This window comes from Amycolatopsis sp. lyj-108, assembly GCF_046549005.1.
Taxonomy (GTDB): domain Bacteria; phylum Actinomycetota; class Actinomycetes; order Mycobacteriales; family Pseudonocardiaceae; genus Amycolatopsis.
In genome coordinates this window covers 43195-66058 of record NZ_JAJPWQ010000008.1, presented here as the reverse complement: position 1 = coordinate 66058, position 22864 = coordinate 43195, and the positions used below count along the sequence as shown (strand labels likewise).

Below are 22864 nucleotides of genomic sequence, written 5' to 3'. Positions count from 1 at the left end.
TTCAGAAAGGGCACAATGAGCTCTGACGCGCACCTGTCCGATCAGTTCGCCGAAACGCTGTCGAAAATGCGTTCCGCGGGGGCCCACGCCATGGAGCTGGCTGCCCTGCGAAGGCGTCTCGAGCAGCTGTCCGAACCCGGCGCCGGTCAATTGCCGGGAAACGAACTCGAGCCCCTCGAAGACATCAGCAGGCTCGTCGACCTGCCCGAGCCGGACGCCGAAGAAGCACGCCGGGTGCTGGACCGCACCGCCGTCCTGAAGCTCAACGGCGGGCTGGGCACGAGCATGGGGCTCACCGGTCCGAAGTCGCTGCTGGAGATCAAGCCGGGTAAGACGTTCCTCGACGTCATCGCCATGCAGGTGCTTTCGACCCGTGAGAAGTACAACGCGCGGCTTCCGCTGATCCTGATGAATTCGGCGGGCACCCGCGAGCCTTCGCTGGAGTTGCTGAAGAAGTACCCCGATCTCGCCGACGACGTCATCCCGGCCGACTTCCTGCAGGGCCGCGAACCGAAGATCACCGCCGACGGGCGGCCCGCCGAATGGCCGTCGAACCCGGAACTGGAATGGTGCCCGCCGGGACACGGCGACATCTACATCGCGCTCGCGGTGAGCGGGATGCTCGAAACGCTGCTGGCGGAGGGCATCCGCTGGTGTTTCGTGTCCAACGCCGACAACCTCGGCGCGCTGCCGGACGCGCGGATCGCCGCGTGGCTCGCGAGCGAGAACGTCCCGTTCGCGATGGAAACCGTGCTCGGCACCGCGGCCGACCGCAAGGGCGGGCACCTCGCGCGGCGCGCGGGCCGGATCGTCCTGCGGGAATCCGCGCAGGTCCCCGACGGCGACGACTCGTTCGGCGACGTCGGCAAATGGCGCTTCTACAACACCAACAACATCTGGGTCGACCTCGAACGGCTGAAAGCCCTGCAGGACGCCGACCCGGCCGCGCCGCAGTTGCCGCTGATCGTGAACCGGAAGACCGTCGATCCGGCCGATTCGGCCAGTACGCCGGTGATCCAGCTCGAGACGGCGATGGGCGCGGCGATCGGCTCGGTCGAGGGCGCGCGGGCCATCGAGATCCCGCGAAGCCGCTTCGCGCCGGTGAAGACCACCGACGACCTGCTCGTCGTCCGGTCCGACGCGTACGTGCTCGACGAGGGCGGGGAGATGATCCCGGAGTTCACCACCACCCCGCCGTTCGTGTCGCTGAGCAAGGAGTTCTACAAGCTCCTGCCGGACTTCGACGCGCGGATCCCTTCCGCTCCTTCGCTGAAGGAGTGCACGAGCCTCTCGGTGGACGGCGACGTCACCTTCGGGAAGAACGTCGTCGTCCGCGGCGACGTGAAGATCACCGGGCCGAAAACCGTTCCGGACGGCGAAGTCCTCTAGGCCCGCTGGGCGATGAACACGTACTCGCGTCCTGGACGGTCGGGGGCGTCCCGGACGTCCAGGACGCGAAAGCCGTGTTCGGCCAGCAAGGATTCGAGATCTTCACGTTCGCGGAACCACAGCTTCGAGTCCGAGGTGACGACCTCGCCGTCGGCGAACCGGTAGCTGTACCGGAACGACACGAACGGGAGGTCCACCTCGGTGACCTCACGCCATTGGTCGACCTCGCCGACGCCGGGAACGTCGATGATGTCGTGCGCGGTGTCCGCGGCCCAGTCCTCCCACACGCGGCGACCGGGGCGCCGGATCTCGAACACCAGGTGACCGCCGGGCACCAACGCGGTGCGGACGCCTTCGAGCGTCCGGCGCCATTCGCCGTCGGTCAGGAAGACCTGTGCCACGTTCCCGGTCATCACCGCGAGATCGGCGCCCGCCGCGCCCACGTCCTTCGCGTCGCCGTGGATCCAGGTGATCTTCCCTTCCGGGTCCTTGGCCTTCGCGATCTCCAGCGACGCCTCGGCCGGATCGACCCCCACGACCTCGATTCCGCGCCCGGCCAGGAGAACCGCCAGGCAGCCGGTGCCGCAGCCGACGTCGAGCACTCTCTTCGCCCCGAGTTCACCGATGATGGCGAGGTAGTGGTCCAGGTCGTCGCGAGCGCCGTCGAAGGCGTCGTAGATGGGTGCGAGCCGGGCGTGGGCGAAGAGCGCGTCAGGCATTCGGCGACGATAGTTCCGGGACGCGTTCGGGGGCCACGGATTTACCGTCGCGCCGCCAGGCCCGTTCTCCCAGCGCCGTCAGGAAAGCGGGCAGCAGCACGCCGCGGACCAGCGTGGCGTCGATCAGCACGGCGACCGCCATCCCGACGCCCATCATCTTGTACTCGATCGCGCTCAACGTGATGAAGACGCTGACCACGCCGACCATGATCACCGCCGCGCCGCTGATCACTCCCGCGCTGGTGCCGGTGCCGCGGACGATCGCGGTGACGGCGCCTTCTGCCCGGCGTTCACGGATCCGGCTGAGGATGAAGATGTGGTAGTCCATGCTCAGCCCGAACAGCAGGACGAACATAAACATCGGCAGCCAGCCGACGACCCCGCCGTACGGAGTGAATCCCAGCAGGGAAGCGAAATGGCCGTCCTGGAAGATCCAGGTGAGCACGCCGTACGCCGCGCCGATCGACAGCAGGTTCAGCAAGATCGACCCGAGCGCCACCGCCACGGACCGGAAAGCCAGCAGCAGCAACACGAACGCCGCCAGCAGGACGAATCCGAACACCAGCGGCATCCGCTCGACGACTCGGTCGGCGAAGTCGCGGGCGCTCGCCGTGCGGCCCGAAACCGCGAACTCGACGCCGTCCACCTCGCCGATCGTCTGCGGGAGTACCTCGGTGCGCAGTTTCGCCAGCGCGGCATCGGCTTCCGCGTCGCGGCCCGCGCCGGACAGCGGGACCCGGACGACCACGGCGTCATCGACGTTCGCCACCGTGACGGGTTTGTTGAGCACGCCGGAGGTCTCCCCGATCCGCCGGTCGAGATCCGTGATCGCCGACCGCAACGCCGGGCTGTCGACCGGGCCGCCGTTCTCGGCCGTCAGCACCACCATTGCGGGATAGACGGCTCCCGGGAAGGCTTCCTGGGTGCGGACGGCGACGTCGATCGCCGCGACCGACCGCGGCAGGCTCTCCGCCGGTGTCGGATCCTGCAGCCGCATGCCGAGGGCGGGCAGCGTGAGCAGGATCAGCAGCGCCACCGCGACTCCGCCCCACAGCGACGGCCGCCGGGTGACGACGCGGGCCGTCGCGGACCAGAACCGTGACTTCTCCGCGGCGGTGCGGCGCTTGCCCAGCCAGGGAATCCGGCCGCGATCGACCTTGTCACCCAGCAGCGAGAGCAGCGCCGGGAGGACGGTGACCGCGCCGAGCACGGCCAGCCCGACCACGAACGCGGTGCTGATCGCGAGACCGGTGAAGTTGTCGAGTCCGGTGAACACCAGCCCGCTCACGCAGAGCACCACCGTGACGCCGGAGACGACAACGACGTGCCCGGAGGTCCGCGCCGCGATGCGGATCGCGTCGTCGACGGAGTGGCCGCGCGCGCGTTCTTCCCGTTGCCGCCTCAGGAAGAACAGCGAATAGTCGACGCCGACCGCCATCCCGATGAGCAGGGTGATCACCGTGGTCGCGCTGTTGATCGGGGTGAAGTCGTCGACGACGGACAGGAAGCCGAACGTCGCCGCGACGGTCGTGCCCGCCAGCAGCAACGGCACCGAGGCCGCGACCAGCGCGCCGAAGACGATCAGCAGGATCACCAGCGTCAGTGGCAGCGAAAGGAGCTCCGACCGTTTCACGTCCTCCCGGATGCCCTTGTCGACCACGGTCGACAGGCTGAGATCCCCGGACTGGCCCAACCGGACCGACGGATGCCGGGAAGCGACCTCGTCGACCAGCGCGGACGCGGTTTCGAAGTTCGGGCGGATCTCCTTCTCCCCGCCCGCGATCGAAAAGCCGACGAGGCCGGACGCGCCGTCGGCCGAGATCCGCTCGCCACCGTCGGTGGCCAGCGGTGAGCGGACGTCGCTGACGGAACCGGATCGGGTGAGGGTGGTGACCAGGTCTTCGGTCGCTCGCCGGAGTTCCTCGTCGGTGGCGAACGGTCGTGAGCCAGGCTCCTTAGCCTGGACGAGAACGTTCTCGCGTAACGGTTCGAAGGTGTCCTGGGCATTCAAAGCGGTCTGTGCGCGACCAGACTCGCCGGGATCTGTGCTTCGCCGGCTTTCACCGTCCAGCAGCATTCCCGGCAGCAGGGCGACGACCACGAGGGCGACCCAGCCGACGAGGGTGACCGCGCGGTGCCGCCGGGACCAGGCGGCGATCTTTTCGGGCAGCATGAACTACAGTCCTTTGCGTGAAGGAGTGAGATGCCTCGGGCGAGGTTTTTGCTTCTTCTTTCCTGGGCCGTCGAGTTGCCGCTCGGCGGCCCAGGGTCTTTCACCGGTGTCAAACCGTGTCTAGTCGACCTCCTTGAGGATCCGCTCGACCGTGCCCACGCTCTTCTGCAAATCCGCGAGGCGTCCGTCGAGTTCGGTGAGTTTGCGTTCGGTCTCTTCCTGCGCTTGGACGGCTTTTTCGGCGAGCCTGCGGTACTCGTGCTCGCGGGCGAGGGCGCCCCTTGCCCGGATGGTCGCGCCGAACTGCCACACGACCACCGTGATCACCACGGTGAGGAACACGAAGATGCCGATCAGCCCGGCGACTTCCTGCCATTGATGCCACTTCACGGTCGTTCCCCCTCGTCGCCGGTCGCCGGTGTGCTCAGCGTCGGCGCCGCGGCGGCGATGGTGTCCGGGCTCAGCTCGATCACGAACGGATTCACCTCGTAGAACTTCATCGCTTTCCCGTCCTCCGACAGCTCCAGTGCGGCCGACACGAGCCCGGCCGCTTCCAGTTTGCGCAGGTGGAGCTGCAACAGCGCCCGGCTGATGCCGAGCTCTCGCGCCAGCTGGCTCACATACGCGCGCTCCGCGCGCAGCGCCGCGACGATCCGCAGCCGGTGCGGATTCGCCAGCGCCCCCAGCACCCGCAGCAGCTCGTCGCCGGACGGTCCGGTGGCGGTCATGCCGCACTCCTGCACATGCCAAGGAAATCTAGCAGGTGCCGGGTTGATCTACCAGGTGCTCCAGCCAGGCGTTCGGCTCCACGTAGACGCCGAGGTCCAGTGCCGAGGAGGCGAGCACCGGCGCGATCCCGCCCGGCACGGCCGTGAGGCCGTCCCGGAGCTCGACGCCGGTCCACGCCTTCCATTGGGCGAAGGTGCCGGTGACCGTCATCGCGAACGGCGCCACTTTCACGAACCGGGCGCCGAGCCGTTCATGCGTGCGCAGCCACGGATCCTCCGGCAGCCCGTCCGGTCGACGGCGGGCGATGTAGTCCTCAAAGGACAGTCCTGGTGCCTTCTCCTTCCCGGCCGGACGGACCGGCACGACGAGTTTGCGCATACCTGTTTCCGAGGCGCGCTTTTTCAGTGCTTCCAACGCTTTTGTGGCCAGGCCGCCGCCACGACGGCCTGGCGCGACCATCACTTCGAGTGTGATCAGAGTCTTCGTCTCACGGGTGCTCAGCAGATCTTCCGAGGCCCAGATCAAGGCGGCGTCCCAGCCGTGGTCCGGCAGTTCCGGGCGTTCGGGCGTCGGAAAGCCGACCGGGACGGCGGCCGCTCTCGCCACCGGGACATCGTCTTCCAGCAGCACCAGGAAGTATTCCGGCCAGCGGGCGGCGAGGTGGGACGACTTCGCCAGCAGACCGGCCGGGTCGTGCTGGAGGAATTCGCCGCCGACACCGCCGAGGGCGAGCGCGGGCTCGCGCAGGTCGGGCCGGGTGGCCAGGTCTTCGATCACGATCATGTCCTCAGTAGAGCCGAGGACACGCGATTCTCACGAGGTGGTTTTCGGGCACGGCGTCATCCGTGCGAGGTGGTGCGACCGGTCAGCGTACGGGTAGCGCGCGGCGCCGTCCAGTGATTCCGGTGGTGTTGAGGTTGGCGCGCTCGCCGGCGGAGTGACCGTCGAGGTAGCCGCTGCCGGACAACCGCCTCGGCGGTGCCGAGCGCAGGTCTCCGTATTGCTCGTCGTACGCCTGTTTGACCATCGCCGTCCGGTCCTGGATGACCAGTTCGGCGGAGCGATGGCCGGCCGCGGTGGTGTGGGTGCGGGCCGCGGTGTCCTCACTGTTGCGGAGCCGCTCGTAGACCGCGCCGGAGAATCCGTGGAGCCAGGTGCGCCGGTACGCGGCAAGGGATTCACCCGCGAACACCCGGTTCTCCGGGCGGACCCGGGTCAGCTGGGTGGTCGCCTGCAGCAGCAGGCTCGTGTACAGCAGCTCCGTCCGTTCCAGATCGGAGCGGAAGCCGAACACCGTCACCGCGGTGACCGACTGGCCGAGCCGGTGCAGCAGGGCCCGGCAGCGCAGCGGATGCGCGATGTTCGTGAGCAGTCCCGCCTTGTCCCGGCTGTACGGGTTGTCGATCGGGATCATGATCTGGGTGATCTCGTCCGCCGTCGCCCCGGAAGCGGCCAGCAAGGCCTGGTCGATGCCGTATCTGGCGATCAGTTCGGCGGCCTTGGTGTTGTACGACTCGGCTTCGGCCTCGGTGACCGCCGGGTCCTCCGCCTTGGCGAGGAGTTTCCGGACGCGCGCGAGCAGCGTGTCATGGTCGGGCATGGCCCTCCTTCCTGATTGGGTTGGAGCGGATCAATCTAGGAGAGAGGTCCGACAATATTCGGGCGGGATGTCCGCATCCCGGCAAGGGGGCGGTATGGCGATCGACGTGTCGGTGGTCGGTGCGGGCCCGAACGGGCTCGCGGCGGCGGTCTTGCTGGTCAGGGCGGGCCTGTCGGTCGAAGTGCACGAGGCGGCGGGCGAGATCGGCGGCGGGACGCGGACGGCGTCGCTGTTCGACGACGAAGTCCGTCACGACATCTGCGCCACCGGGCATCCGCTGGCGGCGGCGTCGCCTTTCTTCCGCTGGTTCGGTCTCGCCGGGCACGGAGTCGACCTCCTGCGGCCGGAGATCGCGTACGCGCACCCGCTCGACGGTAACCGGGCCGGACTCGCCTATGAAGATCTCGACCGGACCTGTGATGCCCTTGGTACGGACGGCCCGCGGTGGCGCCGCTTGCTGGGACCGCTGGCCCGGCACAGCCGTGAACTGGCCGATCTGCTGCTCGGGGACCTGCGTCATCCGCCCCGCGACCCTCGGATCGCCGCCCTTCTCCCGGCCCGGATGGCGATGCTCGCTTCCGGATTGGAGCGACGCTTGTTCACCGGTCCCGAAGCACCCGCGCTGCTCTCCGGTGTCTCCGCGCATGTGATGAGCCGTCAGCCTTCGCTCGCCGCCGCGGGCGCGACGCTCCTGCTCGGCCATCTCGCGCATTCGACGGGCTGGCCCATCGTCCGCGGCGGAAGCCAAGCCATCACCGAGGCTCTCGCCGCCGACGTCCGCGCGCACGGCGGCCGGATCCACACCGGCAGCCGGATCACGGATCTGCGGCAGTTGGCGAAGTCTCGCACGGTGATCCTCGACATCGCCCCGCGTGGTTTCCTCGAAATCGCCCGTGACCTGCTGCCGCCGCGATACCGGAAGGCGCTGGAGTCCTATCGCTACGGACCCGGCGTGGCGAAGGTCGATTTCCTGGTGTCCGAACCGGTTCCGTGGGCGGTACCGGAGGTCGGCAAGGCGGGCACCGTCCATCTCGGCGGAACGCGCGACCAGGTGTACGCCGCCGAAAACGCCATCGTGCGCGGGGAAGATCCGGAAGACCGGTTCGTGCTCGTCTCCGATCCGATGGCGATCGACCCGTCCCGCGGGGTGCCGGGCAAACGGCCGGTGTGGGCGTATTGCCATGTGCCGCACGGGGATCCGCGGGACGCCACCGATCTCGTCCGGCGGCGGATCGAACGGTTCGCGCCGGGATTCTCCGACACGATCCTGGCGGGCCGCTGTGTCACCGCGCCGGAACTCGAGGCCTACAACGCGAACTATCCCGGCGGTGACGTCGCCGCCGGAGCGGTGGACCTGCGGCAGATGCTCGGACGGCCGGTCCCGCGCTGGAATCCACATCGGACCCCGCTCGGCGGCGTCTTCCTGTGTTCGGCAGCGACGGCGCCGGGGCCCGGCGTGCACGGGATGGGTGGCTGGCATGCCGCGAAATCCGTACTGGGCAAGGACTTCGAACGTCTGGTTCACGACCCGAGGTAGGCGTCCAGCGTGACGGCCAGCGCCCTTTCCGGTGTCGGCGCGAAGCTCGCACCGGCCAGCCCGCCCCACAACCACAGCTGGGCGAGACCGTGCAGCGACGCCCAGAGAGAGGACGCGAGCAGCCGCGGATCGGTCGAGGGATGCCAGCCGCCTTCCTGCAGCTCGGCGACCATCGCGGCGAAGAAGTCGAACACCGCGCTGCTCACCCGCGTGAGTTCGGGATCGTCCGCGTCGATGAGGTCGCGGCGGAACATCAGCTCGAACATCGCCGGATTGGCCAGCGCGAAATCGAGGTAGCCGTGGCAGGCCGCGATGAGCCGTTCGCGTGGTGTCCCGTCCGGCAGGCCGGTGCCGCGATCGAGCAATTCGGTGTAGCCGCGGGTGGCGACCGCCGAAAGCAGGGCGGCGCGGCCGGGGAAATGCCGCAGCGGCGCGCCGTGCGAAACGCCGGCGGCCTTGGCGATCCCGCGCAGCGTCACGGCGCCGACGCCCTCTTCGGCCAGCAGGTTCGCCGCGGTGTCGATCAGGCGGGTTCGGGCGCCCACGACCGGGTCTCCTCGTGGACGGGCAGGAGTTCGGGGCGTTTCGGCAGGAAACCGTCGCCAGGCTGACGGCCGACGAGCCGGTTGCGGAAACGGGTGACCGCGACCGGGAGGACCTCCCGCGTCAGCCACCGCAGATCCGCGCGCAGGCCGGAGCGCCCGGCCGAACCGGGCAGCGGCGCGAGCCACGCCGGGTCGTGGCTGACGCCGAGTTTGCCGAGCACGTGCCCGGCCAGGCGCCGGTGGCCCTGCTCGGACAGATGCAGCCGATCCGGGCCGAAATAGCGGGAATCGTGCGCGGCGTCGTCCGGCCAGAGGTCGACGAGGGTCGCTCCGTAGCTGACGGACGCCTCGCGGACGGCGTCGTTCAGCGCGGTGAGGCGCGGGCGCATGCGGTGACCCATCGGCATGCGGTGCGAGATGTCGCTGAGGGTGAAGGTGACGACCACCGGCGCGATCTCGGTGCAGGCGCGGATGGCCGTGTCGACGCGGCGGGCGACCGTGCGCGCGTCCCAGCCGCGGCTCATCACGTCGTTGCCGCCGCCGAACAACGCGATCAGATCCGGCCGGAGCCTGGTCGCCGCCGCGGTCTGCTCGGCGTGGATCTGGTCGAGCCTGCGGCCGCGGACCGCGAGATTGGCGTAGCGGAAACCGGGCTCGTCCTCGGCGAGACGTGCCGCGACGAAGTCGGCCCAGCCGCGGTAGAAGCCTCCCGACGGATGCGGATCGGCCAGCCCTTCGGCGCAGCTGTCGCCGAGCGCGACGAAACGTTGGTAGCCCATCCAGATCTCCGTAACCGCGAGTTCACCTTGTAGACACTGTCTATCAAACTGATGTAGACGCTGTCTACTCAGTGCTCCAGACGAGCACGGTGGGTGAAGGCGACGGCACGCCGCGGATCGCCGTCCGGGAGCACCCGGCACAGCGCGTCGACGATCTCCAGGTCGTCGGCGCCGCACGGCGTCTCCCAGTACGACCACAGGGCCGTCGCGTCCCCGCTGCCGAGCACGACGCGGCGGACCGACGCGGTGACCGACTCGCGCTCCTCGCGCATGGCGGGCGACTCCGATTCGGGCAGCAGCGGACCACGGAACGCTTTCGCGGCGCCGAGGACGTCGCCCGTCCTGAGCGCCGCGCGGACCCGCAGGAAGTCGGCGTCCACCTCGGCGGAAAGCCGGTACGGCCGCGTCTGCACGATGTCCGACCCGAGCTGTGTCCGCAGCCGGTGGATCTCCGCGCGCACGGTCACCGGGTTGCCGCTCTCGCCGTAGAGCAGCAAGGCCAGCCGCTCCGCCGACAGACCGCCCGGATGTAGGGCGAGCAGGGTGAGGATCTCCGCGTGCCGCAAGGTGAACGGCACCTCACGACCGTCCACTGTGGTCGATGGCGGCCCGTCGGTGAGGAACTCCAGCGCGAGCCGGGGACGCCTCGACGGAACCCGGTTCCGGAGGCGCAGCAGGTAGCCCTCGCTCAACGGCTCCACCGTGCCGAGCCGTCCGTCGGGCAGGGTGACCGCACCGCCGCCGGGCCGGATTTCCACGGTGGAGGGAAGATCGCCGCAGGCTTCGGCCGCCAGCACGCGACCCTTCGCCGACAGCAGGGCTCCCGGCGCGCCGCGTAACGCCTCCAGGTGAGTCATGTTCGCGGCCCGCAGCCGTTCGTCACGCATCGCGAGCCGCGCGCGCAACTGGCCTTCGGCGAGCTGCGCGGCCGCCGTCACCAGTGCGAGCATCGCGGGATGGACCGTCCTCAGCGGACCGCTGACGTCGATCGACCCGAGCAGCGCGCCGGTCTCCGGGTCACGCACGGGCGCCGCCGCGCAGGTCCAGCCGTGATAGGTCCGCACCAGATGCTCGGCCGAGTAGATCTGCACCGGTTCCCCGGTGGCGAGCGTGGTGCCCATCGCGTTCGTCCCGATGACGTCTTCACTCCACCGGGTGCCTTCGGCGAGCATCACGCCGTCCGCGCGCCGCAGCACGCCCGCCGCGCCCTCACGCCACAGGATGTGCCCGGCCGCGTCGGTCACGATCATCATGTGCTCGGCGTCGTCGGCGATGCTCACCAGCGTCTGCCGCAGGATCGGCAGCACCGGTGCCAGCGGATGCTCGTCGCGCAGCCCGTGCACTTCGCCGGAGTCGTAGACCAGCGGCGCGACGCCCTTGTCCGGGTCGACGCGCGCGGCGAGCGAGCGATCCCACGAAGCCGACACGATCGACCTGGGGGAACGCGGCGCGGGAACACCGGAGAGGACGGCGTCGTGGACGTCCTTCAGCAGCCGCGCGTACGCCTGGGGGTCACGCGGCGACGCTTCACCTCCGGGCAGCTCCGCCACGTTTTCGAGGATAGGTGACCGCGCTCACTTCGTTGCAACGTGCGTGCAACCTCACCCGGCCTAGGTTCCCCGCCATCCGTCACCCCTAGCGATGAGGCAGGAAAGATGGCCAAGTACGCGGCACCGAACACCGAAGGCAGCGTCGTCAGCTACGAGTCGCGCTACGACCACTACATCGGAGGCGAGTACGTACCGCCCGCGAGCGGTCAGTACTTCGAGAACCCGACCCCGGTGACCGGACAGGTGTTCACCGAGATCGCCCGCGGTACCGCCGCCGACGTCGACCGCGCGCTCGACGCGGCCGAAGGCGCGGCCGCGGCCTGGGGCCGGACGTCGGTGGACGAGCGGTCGAACGTGCTGCTGCGGATCGCCGACCGGATGGAACAGAACCTCGAAGCGATCGCCGTCGCCGAATCGTGGGAGAACGGCAAACCGGTCCGCGAGACCCTCGCCGCCGACATCCCCCTCGCGATCGACCACTTCCGCTACTTCGCCGGCGCCCTGCGCGCCCAGGAGGGCGGCATCTCCCAGATCGACGACAACACCGTCGCCTACCACTTCCACGAGCCGCTCGGCGTCGTCGGCCAGATCATCCCGTGGAACTTCCCGCTGCTCATGGCGGTCTGGAAGCTCGCGCCCGCGCTCGCCGCGGGCAACGCGATCGTGCTCAAACCCGCCGAGCAGACCCCCGCGTCGATCCACCTGCTGATGTCGCTCATCGGTGACCTGATCCCGCCGGGCGTGCTGAACATCGTCAACGGTTTCGGCGTCGAGGCCGGCAAGCCGCTCGCGTCGAGCAACCGCGTGCGGAAGGTCGCGTTCACCGGCGAAACCACCACCGGACGGCTGATCCTGCAGTACGCCAGCGAGAACATCATCCCGGTCACCGTCGAACTCGGCGGCAAGAGCCCGAACATCTTCTTCGACGACGTCGCCGCGGCCAACGACGCGTTCTACGACAAGGCGCAAGAAGGTTTCGCGCTCTTCGCGCTGAACCAGGGCGAGGTCTGCACCTGCCCGTCGCGGGCGCTGATCCAGTCCGGCATCTACGACCGGTTCCTCGGCGACGCCGTCGAGCGGGTCAAGAAGATCAAGCAGGGCCATCCGCTCGACACCGAGACGCAGATCGGCGCGCAGGCCTCCAACGACCAGCTGGAGAAGATCCTTTCCTACATCGACATCGGCCAGAAGGAAGGCGCGAAGATCCTCACCGGCGGCGAGCGCAGCGACCTCGGCGGCGAACTGTCCGGCGGGTACTACGTGCAGCCGACGGTGTTCGAAGGCGACAACAAGATGCGGATCTTCCAGGAGGAGATCTTCGGCCCGGTCGTCTCGGTGGCCAGGTTCGACGACTACGCCGACGCGCTGAAGATCGCCAACGACACGCTGTACGGCCTCGGCGCCGGTGTCTGGTCGCGTGACGGCAACACCGCCTACCGCGCCGGCCGCGACATCCAGGCGGGCCGGGTGTGGGTCAACAACTACCACGCCTACCCGGCGCACGCGGCCTTCGGCGGCTACAAGGCGTCCGGGATCGGGCGCGAGAACCACAAGATGATGCTGGACCACTACCAGCAGACCAAGAACATGCTGGTGTCCTATTCGGACAGTGCGCTCGGGTTCTTCTGATGGCCGAGCGGGTCGGCTTGACACCGGCCGCCGCGGATCTTCTGCGGCGGTTGGTGTCACGCAGGGGGCCGGTGATGTTCCACCAGTCCGGCGGATGCTGCGACGGGAGCGCCCCGATGTGTTACCCGGCAGGCGAATTCCGCACCGGGGCGGCCGATGTCCACCTTGGTGACCTGAGCGTCGAGGGCATCGCCGACGTTCCGGTGTGGATGTCGGGCCCCCAGTTCGAGTACTGGAAGCACACGCATCTGACCATCGACGTCGTGCCGGGCCGGGGGAGCGGATTCTCCTTGGAGGCACCCGAAGGGGTCCGCTTCCTGGTCCGCTCCCGGCTGTTCAGTGACGAAGAGTCGGCTGAGCTGAACGGCCCAGCAATGCGATGAGCCGGTCGCCCGGCGTGGCGCCCGGCGGTGCCTCGACAGCGTGGTCGAAGGCGCCGCCGGGCCCGCGCACCGGCATCACGTCGGGGTAGCGGCTCGCCACTGTCAAAGCGGCCGTCGCGAGCTCGTCGTCCCAGTGGTGTTCACGGCCGAGGGCGGTATTGAGGTCCCAGTCGTGGGTGAGCGTGTCGACTAACAGCACGGCCAAGGCGTTCTTGCCGGGGAGCGGACCGAAGTTCCCGAAGTCGAAGGTCTTTTCGAGCGCCGGGCCGCCGAAGGCCGCGAGGAACTCGGCGGAACTCTCTTCGTAGGACGTGGCGAGGTCGCCGTCCGCTGTCGGCCGGGTCTTCCTGGGAAGGCCTGTCGCCTGTGCGGCGCGGTGCTCGTTGTTGTCGATCAGGTGTTTCACGATGTCGCGGACGGTCCATTCGGCGCAGGGGGTCGAGCGGTCCCAGTCGTCCGCGCCGATTCCGGCGATCGTGGTTCCGGTGGCGTGATGTGCCCGGGTCGTCAGTGCGAGGAAGTCCATGGAGTCAAAGTATACGAACGATCGTGCTATCTTCTAGGGTGTGAGCACACTCGAGGTGAACGAGGTCTTCGTCGGGCGGCCGTCGGTTCTGGGCACGAAGCGCGACGTCCCGGTGTACAGCGCCATCGCGAAATCGCGGGTGGAGGCGCCGTTCTTGAAGCTGGACGAGATCAATCTTGCCGGTGACGATCAGGCCGACCGAAGTGTCCACGGCGGCGTCGACAAAGCGGTTTACGTCTACCCTTCGACGCACTACGCGGCCTGGTCGGAGCAGGGTTTTCCGGTGGTCGAGGGCGATTTCGGGGAGAACGCGTCGGTGACCGGCGCCGATGAGTACGACGTGCGCGTCGGCGATGTCTGGGCTTGGGGAGAGGCGCTGGTCCAGGTCTCGCAGCCGCGGACGCCGTGTTTCAAACTCGCGATGAAGACCGGGCGTAAGGACGTCATCCCGGCGATGATCGACTCCGGCCGCAGCGGCTGGTACCTGCGGGTGCTCCGGACGGGCGAGGTCCCCACCTCGGGACGGATGACGCTCGAAGAACGCGATCCGGTGAACCCGACGATCGCCGAGGTGTACGTCGCGTCGTTCACCAACGTCGCCCAGCTGGACGACGACCGCCAGGACGCGTACTGGGCGCTGCTGGACCGGGTGCTCGCGGCGCCGGCGCTTTCCCGGCAGTACCGTGACGGCCTGGAATCGGCGAAACGGCGGCGAGAGGAACGGAATGCCGGTTGACGGCCGGGTGGCCCGCGGCGACGCGACGAGGCGGATCGTGCTCCGGCGCGCCGTCGACATCGCGTCCGTCGAAGGGCTCGACGGGTTGTCCCTCGGCAGGCTCGCCACCGAGCTGGAACTGAGCAAATCCGGGGTGTTCGCGCTGTTCGGTTCCAAGGAGGAACTGCAGCTCGCGGCGGTCGAGACGGCGAGCGCGATCTTCGCGGAGAACGTCGTGGAGCCGACACTGGAGGTCGAGCAGGGCATCGCCCGGCTGCGCGCGCTGTGCGCGAACTGGCTCGACTACTCGGAACGTCGTGTGTTCCCGGGCGGCTGTTTCTTCTTCAACGCCGGCGCCGAGTTCGACGCGCGGACCGGCCGGGTCCACGACGCGGTCGCGAAGGCGAGCCGGGGCTTCGCCCAGTTCATCCGGTCGACTGTCGTCGAGGCGCGGAAGGCGGGGGACCTGCGGGAGTCCATCGATGTGAACCGGCTGGCCTTCGAACTGCACGCGCTCGGCCGGGCCGCGAACGCCGATTCGGTGATGTTCGGCGGCACGGAGCCCTACGCGCTGGCTCGCGCCGCCATCACCGCCCGTCTCGACGCCGCGGCCGTGCGATGAAAGGCCCCTTCATTGCGAAATTTGCAATGAAGGAGTCTTTCATCGCACTTGAGGGCTACTTCCAGTCGACCTGCGTGGACCGGTAGAAGTCGATCCCCTGCTGAACCCACCGCGGGCTCTGCTTCGCCAGCCGGAGCCGGTACGCGTCCCAAGTCCGGGAAGCCTTCGGTGACCAGCCGATCTCGGCGTGCCCAGGCAGCCTCGGGAACGCCATGAACTCGATGTTGTCACTGGTGATCAGCGTTTCGGACCACAGTGGCGCCTCGACGCCGATGACGTTCTTCTCCGACACGCCCCGCAGATACGTGGCCGGATCCCAGTCGTAGCCGTCCTTGACCTCGATCAGCGCGGCCCAGTCCAGGCCGAGCGGCGTCCCCGGGTGGTACTTCATGTCCAGGTACGCCTTGTTCGCGGGCGACATCAGGATCTTGTTGCCACGCGCCGCGGCCTCGGCCACGTGGGCGTCCGTGCCGGTCGTGCCCCAGAACTGCGGAACGGCCGAAACCGGCGGTTTCGTTTTGGCGATGTCATGCCAGCCGGTGATCGTCTTGCCGTACTTCGCGACGATCGGATGCACCTTCGTGGCGAAGGTCTGGTAGTCCGCCGGGGTGGTCGAGTGGGCCTCGTCGCCGCCGATGTTGATGTACTTCCCAGGGGTGATCGCCGACAGTTCGCGGATGACGTCGTCGACGAACTTGTAGGTGATGTCCTTGTTGATGCACAGCGAGCTGTAGCCGACCTCGATGTCGGTGCGCGGCGGCACCGCGACCCCGTCGCAGTTCAGTTCGGCGTAGGAGTGCTGGGCCGCGTTCGTGTGCCCCGGCATGTCGATTTCGGGAACGATCGTGATGTGCCGCGAAGCCGCGTAGCGCACCAGGTCCTTGTACTGCTCCTGCGTGTAGTACCCGCCGGGGGCGCCGCCGACGGCCGTCTGCCCGCCAACGGTCGCCAGCTTCGGCCAGCTCTTGATCTCGATCCGCCAGCCCTGGTCGTCGCTCAGGTGCAGGTGAAGTGTGTTGATCTTGTACTGCGCGATCTGGTCGATGTAGAGCTTGACCTGCGCCGGCGTGAAGAAGTGCCGGGCGACGTCGAGCATCGCGCCGCGGTAGCCGAAGCGCGGATAGTCGAGCACTGTGCCGCCCGAAACCACCCATGACCGCTTCTGGACGGTCTTCGCCTCGATGGCCGACGGGAACAGCTGGCGCAGTGTCTGCACTCCGAGGAACAGGCCCTCGTCGGTGTTCGCCTTCAGTGTCACGCCGGAAGAGGAGACCTTGAGCTGGTAGCCCTCGGTGCCGACCCGGTCGCTCGCCCGGCCGGTTTCGAGGGAGATGGCCGGGCCGCCGCCGCGGTGGCCGGTGACGACGGGCAACCGGTAGCCGGTGGCCGGCCGGAGCAGCCCGGCCAGGTACTCGGCGACCTGCTTGCCTTCGCGGTCGGTGCGGATGACGGTGGCGGGGTTGAGCCGGAAGTTCGCGCGAGGATCGGGCTTCGCGTCGACAGGCGCGGGGACGACCTCGGCGACGGTCCGTTCGGCTTTCGCGTGCTGTCCCGCGCTCGCCGTCGCGGGCAGGCCGAACGTCACGAGACTCAGGACGGCCACGCCGAGCACGGTTCTGGACAGGCGTTTACTCATGGAGCACCTCCGGTCGGGTACCTGGAGACTCTCTGCTCATAGAGGTATAGACCAATAGGGCAAACACGACAACACCCGATCGGACCAGTACGCCGTGCCGATCACCGGTCACCCGCCGCGCAGGACCGCTTTCAAGGCATCGAGAACACTCGCGTCTTCGATGGTCGAGGGCACCTGCTCGTCGCGGCCGTCGGCGATCCCGCGCATGGTCTTGCGCAGGATCTTCCCGGAGCGCGTCTTCGGCAACGCGTCCACAATGGACACGTCACGGAACGCCGCGACCGGCCCGATGTCGCGCCGCACCAGCGCGACCAATTCGGACTTGAGCGTTTCGGCGTCGAAATCCACGCCCGACTTCAGCACCACGAACCCGCGCGGAAGCTGCCCCTTGAGCTGGTCCCGGACGCCGATCACCGCGCATTCGGCGACGGCCGGGTGGGAGGCCAGCACGGCTTCCATCGAACCGGTCGAAAGCCGGTGGCCCGCGACGTTGATGACGTCGTCGGTGCGGCCCATGACGAACAGGTAGCCGTCTTCGTCGACGTACCCGGAGTCACCCGTCAGGTAGTGGCCGTCGTACCGCGAAAGGTACGCCTCGCGGTACCGCTCGTCGTCCTGCCACAACGTGGGCAGCGATCCGGGCGGGAGCGGCAGCTTGATGGCGATGGCACCCTCCTGGCCGGCCGGGAGCGGGTCGCCCGCCTGGTCCAGGATCCGCACGTCCCAGCCCGGCACCGGTTTCGTCGCCGAACCGGGTTTGACCGGCATCGGCTCCAGCCCGCGCGGGTTCGCCGCGATCGGCCAGCCGGTCTCGGTCTGCCACCAGTGGTCGATCACCGGCACGCCGAGCTTGTCGTGCGCCCAGTGATAGGTCTCCGGATCGAGCCGTTCACCGGCCATGAACAACGTCTTGAACTCGCTGAGCTGGTATTTCTCGATTTCGGCCGCGTCAGGGTCGACCTTCTTGATCGCCCGCAACGCCGTCGGCGCGGTGAACAACGCCTTCACCCCGTGGTCGGCGATGACCCGCCAGAACGCGCCGGCGTCCGGGGTCCCGACCGGTTTGCCCTCGTACATGACCGACGTCGCCCCGATGAGGAGCGGCGCGTACACGATGTAGGAATGGCCGACGACCCAGCCGACGTCGGACGCCGTCCACCACACGTCACCGGGCCGGATGTCGTAGATCGCGCCCATCGACCAGGCCAGCGCGACCGCGTGCCCGCCGGTGTCGCGCACGACGCCCTTCGGCTTCCCCGTGGTGCCGGAGGTGTACAGGATGTACAGCGGATCGGTGGCGGCGACCGGTACCGGGTCTGCGGGGGAGGCCTTCGCGACCAGTTCGGTCCAGTCCGCGTCGCGCGCTCCCATCTCGGCGCGAGCACGCTCCCGCTGCAACACCACGACCTTGTCCGGCTGATGGGCGGTTCCCGCGAGCGCCTCGTCGATGATCGGCTTGTATTCGACGACCCGCGCCGGCTCGATCCCGCACGAGGCGGCCACGATGACCTTGGGTTTCGCGTCCTCGATCCGCGCCGCCAGCTCCTTGGGCGCGAACCCGCCGAACACCACCGAGTGCACCGCACCGAGCCGGGCGCACGCGAGCATCGCGACCGCGGCCTCGGGGACCATCGGCATGTACACGATGACGCGGTCGCCCTTCCCGACACCGAGAGACGCGAGCGCGCCCGCGAAGCGTGCGACGTCGTCCAGTAGTTCCGCGTAGGTGAACCGGCGTACCGAATCGGTGACGGGAGAATCCCAGATCAGCGCGATCTGCTCGCCGCGGCCGTCCCGAACGTGCCGGTCGAGCGCGTTGAACGCCGTGTTCAGCTCCCCGTCCGGGAACCAGCGGTAGAAGGGCGCCTTCGACGCGTCGAGGGCCTGCGTCGGCGGACGGGTCCAGTCGATCGCCTGTGCGGCTTCGAGCCAGAAACCCTCCGGGTCTTCGAGGCTCCGCTGATACGTCTCGGCGTGCATCGAATGCTCCTTCGCGCTCGGGTACCGGACCCCATCATGGACTTCCGGCCACGTCGATGCCCGGTGATAACGGCGGGGAGACGCCCGCGACAACCCGGCAACCCTGTGCGCGCATGGAGCGTCCTAAGCTGGACTAGGGGTAAAAACGCCGGAAACGGCCTCGACGAGCGAGGGGAGCAGGGTCCATGGGACTAGCGAGCGCGCTGCTTTCGTTCGCGCACAGCCTGTTCGGGCCAGGGATCTGGCCAGGGGACTGGGTGTGGGCGACGAGCACCGCGGGAGCGCTGGTCGCGCTGCTGCCCGCACTGGGAGCGATGGTCGTCGCGATCATCCGCAAAGGCACCGGCAATCGCTACGACGTGGTGACCCTGTCCATCTTCGGCGGGATCGGCGTCGTCGCCGTCTTCCTGCTGCCGTGGCTGCTGGCCACCGGTGTTTCGCAGGTCTACCAGGAGGCCGCGTCGTCGAAGTCGGGCGGTAAGTCCGGCTTCTCCGCCGGCGACCTGTCGACCTTCAACTCCGACTACAGCCCGCTGATCGGCGCGCAGAGCGAGTACCTCGGTCGCGGCCAGAACGTGTACGAGGTCCTGTTCTATCCGAGCGGGATGCAGCTGAGCTACATCTTCTACCTGATCCTGCTGGTCGGGTTGCCCGCGCTGTCGCTGCTCTTCGTGATGCTGCAGGCGCGGACCGCGTTCCGTCGCGGACCGAAGTGGCCTTCGCGGTTCTTCTGGATCCCGTTCGTGCTGATGGTGCTGGCGAGCATCGGCATGGGTGCGAACACCGCCGTGCACTTCTGGCTCGGGTTCCTGCCGTTCAGCGTGCTGGGGCTGATCCCGGTCGCGCTGGTGGGCCCGCCGCCGTGGTCGGTGATCAACCGGCCGGACCCGCAGCCCCGGCAGAAGGTCGAGCCGTACCGCCCGGAGCCGCCCGCTCCGAAACCGCAGCCGCAGCTGCCGCCCCCGCCCGCCAAGCAGTATCCGGCGACCGCGCTGGCACAGGCGCCCGAACCTCCCGCGCTGGCCGCGGTCCCCGGCCCGGTCCCGGCACCTCCGGGTTCCCGCAACTCCGGCGGCGGCCGCTACAAGCGCGTCCGGCGGCTAGGCCACGGCGGCTTCGGCACCGTGTGGGAAGCCGTCGACACGCAGCTGAACCGCACTGTCGCGCTGAAGATCGCGCACGCGCCGGACCGGGACACCGAAGAGCGGATGCAGCGCGAGGCCCGTGCGTTGGCCGTGGTGAACCACCCCAACTGCGTCCGCGTGTACGACCTCGTCGAGGAGCCCGACGGCCTCGCGCTGGTCATGGAATACCTCGAAGGGCGCTCGCTGGCCGAGATCGTCGACTCGCAGGGGCCGCTCGACGACATCGCCGCCGGACGGCTCTGGTCGACCATGGCGGGCGCGCTCGCCGCGGCGCATGAGAAGGGTGTGCTACACCGGGACCTGAAGCCGTCGAACATCATCCTCGACCGCAACGGGCTGGCGCATCTCATCGACTTCGGGATCGCCCGCAGCCAGGGCGACTCGAAGATGACCGCGACCGGGATGATGATCGGCACGCCGGACTTCGTCGCTCCCGAGCAGGCGATGGGCTCTGCGGCGAGCCCGGCTTCGGACGCTTGGCAGCTCGCCGCGACGGTCAGCTACGCGCTGTCGGGCCAGCCTCCGCGGGGCACCCGGGAGACCCCGATGGCCGCGCTGATGGCCGCCGCCCGTGCCGAACCGGTGTCGAAGCTGCCGAATCGCAGCGCGCACGCGCGGATTCTCATCGCTTCGCTGGACCAGGAGCCCCGCCGCCGCCCGACGCTCAGCGCCGTGCGGCGCGACGTCGAAGGCTGGCTCGCTCGCGCGGGCAAGTCGCCGGACGGCCCGGTCACCCAGATCGTCCCGCGCCGCCCTCCGCAGTCTCAACCGCAGCCCCATCAGCAGCCGCAGCCCCAGCGCCCACCGCGCTGACCTGCGAAAAGAGAGCAAGGGGCCTTTGCTAGCGTTGGTTAGCGCACTAACGAACGCTAGCAAAGGTCCCTTGCTCTCCTACTCGATGATGACCCAGGTCCCGCCGCGCCAGCCCATGGTGAAGATCTTGGGATCCCCGTCCATGATCGTCGCCTTCGGCGCGATCGCGTTGGGCGGGATGGTCACCTGGTCGGGCCCATTGCTCTTCACCTTCGCGCGGTCGACCCGCGTGGCTTTCAGGTTCTTCAGATCCGCGGGCGTGAACATCTCGAACAACATCGGCGTGAGGCTGCGGCACTCCTTCATCCCGCCGTCGTAGGCGGGCGCCGAAATCCGGCACACGGTGTCCAGGTCTTTGGCGCCCAGCGCGTGATGGAACTCCTCCATCACGCTCGCGGCGCCGTCCGGCGTGTGAGCCACCGCCCCGCCGGTGGCGGGCTTGGTGACCGTCCCGGCGGTCGCCGAAGGGGCTGTAGTGCTGGCGCGCGTAGTCGACGTAGGCGCGCTCGAGCTGCTACTCGGCGCTTCGGAAGTACTCGGAACGGCCGAAGTCTGCGGCGACGCGGTCCCGGGTGTCTGCTCTTCGCAGCCCGCGATCAAGAACAAGGCCGCGGCCGCGCAGGCCGCTCCGAGCGGTCGGATCGTCATGATGCCCCCTGTCGGACTGCTGTTGACCAGGGGAGAGTAACAACTCCCGTCCAAGTGTCACACTTGAATCGGGAAAGTCAGCCCGCGATCCAGGCCGCATGACAGCTGAGGATCACTTCCAGGACGGCAGCCACAGCTCGGCGTTCCAGTGCTCGTTGGTGATCGCGTTGCCGTTGAGGATCGGCCACAACCACGCGAAATTGGCCACGACGAGCCCCACGTAGAGGGCGACGACGAGCATGCCGGTGCCCCGGCGTTCGAATCCGCGTTTCGCGCCGCCGAGGATGTGCCCGAGGATCAGCGTCAACCCGAGTATCAGGAACGGTGCCAGCGGCGTCGCGTAGAAGTAGTACATCTGGCGGTCGAGGTTGGTGAACCAGGGCAGGAACCCGGCCAGGTAGCCGACGAGCACGGCGGCGTAGCGCCAGTCCGCGCGGAAGACCGACCGCCACACGCTCCAGCCGAGCATCGGCAGCGCCAGCCACCACATCGCCGGCGTCCCGATCAGCATCGTCGCCCGCACACAGGTCGACTCGCCGCATCCGGTCGCGTCGGTGCCACCCGCGTACGCGTAGAGCATCGGCCGCAGCCCCATCGGCCAGGTCCACGGCTTCGACTCCCATGGATGCGGTTTGTCCTTGGGAGTCACCAGGTTCGCGTGGAAGTCGAGGACGTTCATCGAATAGTCGCCGAGCGACCGCAACGCGGGCGGCATCCACGCCCAGAAACCGGGGTCGATGTCCTTGATCGCCACGTAGTTGCGGTCGGTCGCGGTCTCGCTCGCGAACCAGGCCCAGTAACAGGCGAGGTACACCAGGATCGGGATGACGACGATCGCCCACAGCGCGGGCAGCACGTCGCGGCGCAGTGTGCCGACCCAAGGCCGCTGCACGCCGGCGGCCCGGCGCGCGGCCACGTCGAAGAACACGGTGAGCAGCCCGAAGGCGGCGATGTAATAGAGCGCCGACCATTTGACGCCGAAGGTCAGCCCGATCATCAGGCCGCCGGCGAACCGCCACCACCGGAAACCCAGCTTCGGGCCGAACCGGGATTCGTCGATCCAGCCTTCGCGGACGGCCACGGCGAGCCGCCGCCGCACCTGGTCGCGGTCGCACAGCACGCAGGCGAACGCGGCGAGTACGAACAACGCGATGAAGATGTCGAGCATGCCCATGCGTGACTGCAGGTGCAGGACGCCGTCGCTGATCACCAGGATCCCGGCGACCGCGCCGAGCAGGGTGGAACGGGTGAGCCGCCGGGCGATCCGGATGGTGAGGAACACGATCAGCGTGCCCGCCAGCGCGGGCATGATCCGCCAGCCCCAGGCGTTGTAGCCGAACAGCCACTCGCCGATCGCGATGAGATGTTTCGCCAGCGGCGGGTGCACGATCAGTTCGTAGCCGTAGTTGTCTTCGTAACCGCCGTTGCGCAGCATCTGCCACGCCTGCGGGACGTAGTGCTTCTCGTCGAAGACCGGCGTGCCCTTGTCCGTGGGCGTTCCCAGGTTCTGGATCCGGACGATGCCGCCGATGAGCGTCAGCACCAGCGTGACGACCCAGCCGCGCAGGCGATCGGTCGGCATGCCGCGGCCGAGGAGTGAGGCCTCCCGATCGCTCGGTGGCCGGAACGCGTCGACCGGATCCGGCCGCATGCTCTCGTTGTCACGGGTCAGCAGTGCGGTCACGGGGCATGATCCTACGGGCGGAAGAGTGAACTCGGTGTCCGGATCTGCGAACCGGTTAACCT

Annotated in this window: 22 protein-coding genes; 8 read left to right on the top strand and 14 right to left on the bottom strand. The window is 68.6% G+C overall.

All coding sequences use genetic code 11. The features are described from left to right. Positions 1 to 15 precede the first annotated feature (15 nt). Positions 16 to 1389 carry a UTP--glucose-1-phosphate uridylyltransferase gene (locus tag ACLJO0_RS27175; protein ID WP_410581331.1) on the top strand — a complete coding sequence of 458 codons (1374 nt, stop codon included), beginning with the start codon at positions 16 to 18 and terminating at the stop codon, positions 1387 to 1389. Here ACLJO0_RS27175 and ACLJO0_RS27170 read toward each other — a convergent pair. The 6 genes from ACLJO0_RS27170 to ACLJO0_RS27145 all read right to left on the bottom strand — a co-directional run bounded on the left by ACLJO0_RS27170 (position 1386) and on the right by ACLJO0_RS27145 (position 6610). Then, positions 1386 to 2108, bottom strand: coding sequence for a class I SAM-dependent methyltransferase (locus ACLJO0_RS27170; RefSeq protein ID WP_410581329.1), 723 nt, complete (start codon positions 2106 to 2108; stop codon positions 1386 to 1388). The two genes, ACLJO0_RS27175 and ACLJO0_RS27170, sit on opposite strands and share 4 nt — an antisense overlap. Further along, positions 2101 to 4281: an MMPL family transporter gene (locus tag ACLJO0_RS27165; protein WP_410581328.1), complete on the bottom strand. Its 2181-nt coding sequence runs from the start codon at positions 4279 to 4281 to the stop codon at positions 2101 to 2103. The genes ACLJO0_RS27170 and ACLJO0_RS27165 overlap by 8 nt, the downstream gene beginning before the upstream one ends. Before the next feature lie 120 nt (positions 4282 to 4401). Next, entirely contained in the window at positions 4402 to 4671 is a 270-nt protein-coding gene (locus ACLJO0_RS27160; RefSeq protein ID WP_410581326.1) for a hypothetical protein, read from the bottom strand. Next, positions 4668 to 5009 (bottom strand): ArsR/SmtB family transcription factor, encoded by a 342-nt coding sequence (locus ACLJO0_RS27155; protein ID WP_125791740.1) that lies wholly within the window; start codon positions 5007 to 5009, stop codon positions 4668 to 4670. The genes ACLJO0_RS27160 and ACLJO0_RS27155 overlap by 4 nt, the downstream gene beginning before the upstream one ends. A gap of 28 nt (positions 5010 to 5037) precedes the next feature. Then, complete coding sequence (locus ACLJO0_RS27150; RefSeq protein ID WP_410581324.1) at positions 5038 to 5793, bottom strand: GNAT family N-acetyltransferase; 756 nt, start codon at positions 5791 to 5793, stop codon at positions 5038 to 5040. Between the two features lie 82 nt (positions 5794 to 5875). Then, positions 5876 to 6610 carry a DUF2786 domain-containing protein gene (locus ACLJO0_RS27145; protein WP_125791742.1) on the bottom strand — a complete coding sequence of 245 codons (735 nt, stop codon included), beginning with the start codon at positions 6608 to 6610 and terminating at the stop codon, positions 5876 to 5878. Between the two features lie 94 nt (positions 6611 to 6704). Between ACLJO0_RS27145 and ACLJO0_RS27140 the strand changes: the two genes are divergently transcribed. Then, the gene (locus ACLJO0_RS27140) at positions 6705 to 8147 is read left to right on the top strand and encodes a phytoene desaturase family protein (RefSeq protein WP_410581323.1); all 1443 of its coding nucleotides are present in this window, start codon (positions 6705 to 6707) and stop codon (positions 8145 to 8147) included. On the opposite strand, the gene ACLJO0_RS27135 is transcribed toward ACLJO0_RS27140, so the two are convergent. The 3 genes from ACLJO0_RS27135 to ACLJO0_RS27125 all read right to left on the bottom strand — a co-directional run bounded on the left by ACLJO0_RS27135 (position 8132) and on the right by ACLJO0_RS27125 (position 11021). Then, positions 8132 to 8692 carry a TetR/AcrR family transcriptional regulator gene (locus tag ACLJO0_RS27135; protein WP_410581322.1) on the bottom strand — a complete coding sequence of 187 codons (561 nt, stop codon included), beginning with the start codon at positions 8690 to 8692 and terminating at the stop codon, positions 8132 to 8134. The two genes, ACLJO0_RS27140 and ACLJO0_RS27135, sit on opposite strands and share 16 nt — an antisense overlap. Next, the gene (locus ACLJO0_RS27130) at positions 8671 to 9471 is read right to left on the bottom strand and encodes an SGNH/GDSL hydrolase family protein (protein ID WP_410581320.1); all 801 of its coding nucleotides are present in this window, start codon (positions 9469 to 9471) and stop codon (positions 8671 to 8673) included. Before ACLJO0_RS27130 ends, ACLJO0_RS27135 begins: the two co-directional genes overlap by 22 nt. A gap of 68 nt (positions 9472 to 9539) precedes the next feature. Continuing rightward, complete coding sequence (locus tag ACLJO0_RS27125; protein ID WP_410581319.1) at positions 9540 to 11021, bottom strand: GAF domain-containing protein; 1482 nt, start codon at positions 11019 to 11021, stop codon at positions 9540 to 9542. Between the two features lie 105 nt (positions 11022 to 11126). Between ACLJO0_RS27125 and ACLJO0_RS27120 the strand changes: the two genes are divergently transcribed. Together ACLJO0_RS27120 and ACLJO0_RS27115 are read left to right on the top strand one after the other, a co-directional pair. Next, on the top strand, positions 11127 to 12650 hold the full coding sequence (locus tag ACLJO0_RS27120) for an aldehyde dehydrogenase family protein (RefSeq protein ID WP_125791747.1): 1524 nt from the start codon (positions 11127 to 11129) through the stop codon (positions 12648 to 12650). Continuing rightward, positions 12650 to 13033 carry a DUF779 domain-containing protein gene (locus ACLJO0_RS27115; protein ID WP_410581317.1) on the top strand — a complete coding sequence of 128 codons (384 nt, stop codon included), beginning with the start codon at positions 12650 to 12652 and terminating at the stop codon, positions 13031 to 13033. Before ACLJO0_RS27120 ends, ACLJO0_RS27115 begins: the two co-directional genes overlap by 1 nt. Here ACLJO0_RS27115 and ACLJO0_RS27110 read toward each other — a convergent pair. Further along, a complete protein-coding gene (locus ACLJO0_RS27110; protein WP_410581316.1) occupies positions 12987 to 13559 on the bottom strand; it encodes a TIGR03086 family metal-binding protein in 573 nt (190 codons plus the stop codon). The genes ACLJO0_RS27115 and ACLJO0_RS27110 overlap by 47 nt on opposite strands. Positions 13560 to 13599: 40 nt before the next feature. Between ACLJO0_RS27110 and ACLJO0_RS27105 the strand changes: the two genes are divergently transcribed. Together ACLJO0_RS27105 and ACLJO0_RS27100 are read left to right on the top strand one after the other, a co-directional pair. Further along, entirely contained in the window at positions 13600 to 14295 is a 696-nt protein-coding gene (locus ACLJO0_RS27105; protein WP_410581314.1) for an MOSC domain-containing protein, read from the top strand. Next, entirely contained in the window at positions 14285 to 14896 is a 612-nt protein-coding gene (locus ACLJO0_RS27100; protein ID WP_410581313.1) for a TetR/AcrR family transcriptional regulator, read from the top strand. The genes ACLJO0_RS27105 and ACLJO0_RS27100 overlap by 11 nt, the downstream gene beginning before the upstream one ends. Positions 14897 to 14951: 55 nt before the next feature. Here ACLJO0_RS27100 and ACLJO0_RS27095 read toward each other — a convergent pair whose 3' ends face one another. Both ACLJO0_RS27095 and ACLJO0_RS27090 read right to left on the bottom strand, forming a co-directional pair. Next, a complete protein-coding gene (locus ACLJO0_RS27095) occupies positions 14952 to 16532 on the bottom strand; it encodes a beta-N-acetylhexosaminidase (RefSeq protein ID WP_410581312.1) in 1581 nt (526 codons plus the stop codon). Between the two features lie 108 nt (positions 16533 to 16640). Continuing rightward, positions 16641 to 18512, bottom strand: coding sequence for a propionyl-CoA synthetase (locus tag ACLJO0_RS27090; RefSeq protein WP_410581311.1), 1872 nt, complete (start codon positions 18510 to 18512; stop codon positions 16641 to 16643). Between the two features lie 185 nt (positions 18513 to 18697). Between ACLJO0_RS27090 and ACLJO0_RS27085 the strand changes: the two genes are divergently transcribed. Then, positions 18698 to 20470 carry a serine/threonine-protein kinase gene (locus ACLJO0_RS27085; protein ID WP_410581310.1) on the top strand — a complete coding sequence of 591 codons (1773 nt, stop codon included), beginning with the start codon at positions 18698 to 18700 and terminating at the stop codon, positions 20468 to 20470. 78 nt (positions 20471 to 20548) lie between these two features. On the opposite strand, the gene ACLJO0_RS27080 is transcribed toward ACLJO0_RS27085, so the two are convergent. Next, positions 20549 to 20890, bottom strand: coding sequence for a hypothetical protein (locus ACLJO0_RS27080; RefSeq protein ID WP_410581308.1), 342 nt, complete (start codon positions 20888 to 20890; stop codon positions 20549 to 20551). Between the two features lie 55 nt (positions 20891 to 20945). On the opposite strand from ACLJO0_RS27080, the gene ACLJO0_RS27075 reads away from it, so the two are divergent. Further along, positions 20946 to 21158, top strand: coding sequence for a hypothetical protein (locus ACLJO0_RS27075; RefSeq protein WP_410581307.1), 213 nt, complete (start codon positions 20946 to 20948; stop codon positions 21156 to 21158). A gap of 72 nt (positions 21159 to 21230) precedes the next feature. Here the strand turns inward: ACLJO0_RS27075 and ACLJO0_RS27070 are convergent, their stop codons facing one another. After that, complete coding sequence (locus ACLJO0_RS27070) at positions 21231 to 22802, bottom strand: dolichyl-phosphate-mannose--protein mannosyltransferase (protein ID WP_410581306.1); 1572 nt, start codon at positions 22800 to 22802, stop codon at positions 21231 to 21233. Between the last annotated feature and the right edge of the window lie 62 nt (positions 22803 to 22864).